We start from the raw sequence: 413 nt of genomic DNA on the forward strand, positions 1-413 counted from the left end.
CCTTTTAGTGCAACAATATAGTTGCCCCTTGATAAAGAAGACACCTCCAATGAAACAGGCGAGATACCAGCGTTTAACTGTATTTGCTGCTGGCGCAGTATTTTGCCTTGCATGTCAATCACTTGCACGGTTACTTTTTCTGCCTTGCTGTTTTGAACGCTTAAAACCAGTGTGGATTTTACTGGGTTAGGGTACACGCCAAAGGTAATGGCACTGCTAAGCGATATTGCTACAACGCTGCTGTAGGTGCGGCTGCCATCTTGGTTTACAACCACTATGCGGTAATATAACTTGCCAGCCAGGCTTGCAGCGGCAGCACTATAGCTATATGTGCCTTTGCCAGACTCGGATACCTTTTCAAGGAGCGGGGAAAAGGTTTTGCCATCTTTGCTGCTTTGTACCTCATAATAAGA

1 protein-coding gene is annotated in these 413 nt (G+C 45.8%); it reads right to left on the minus strand.

The window, feature by feature from the left end; genetic code table 11:
• The coding region (locus tag ACHFIY_RS19335) for a T9SS type A sorting domain-containing protein (RefSeq protein ID WP_410847775.1) at positions 1-413 on the minus strand (413 nt) is incomplete at both ends.

Origin of the sequence: Parasediminibacterium schistidii (assembly GCF_046546515.1) — a bacterium.
GTDB lineage: Bacteria > Bacteroidota > Bacteroidia > Chitinophagales > Chitinophagaceae > Parasediminibacterium.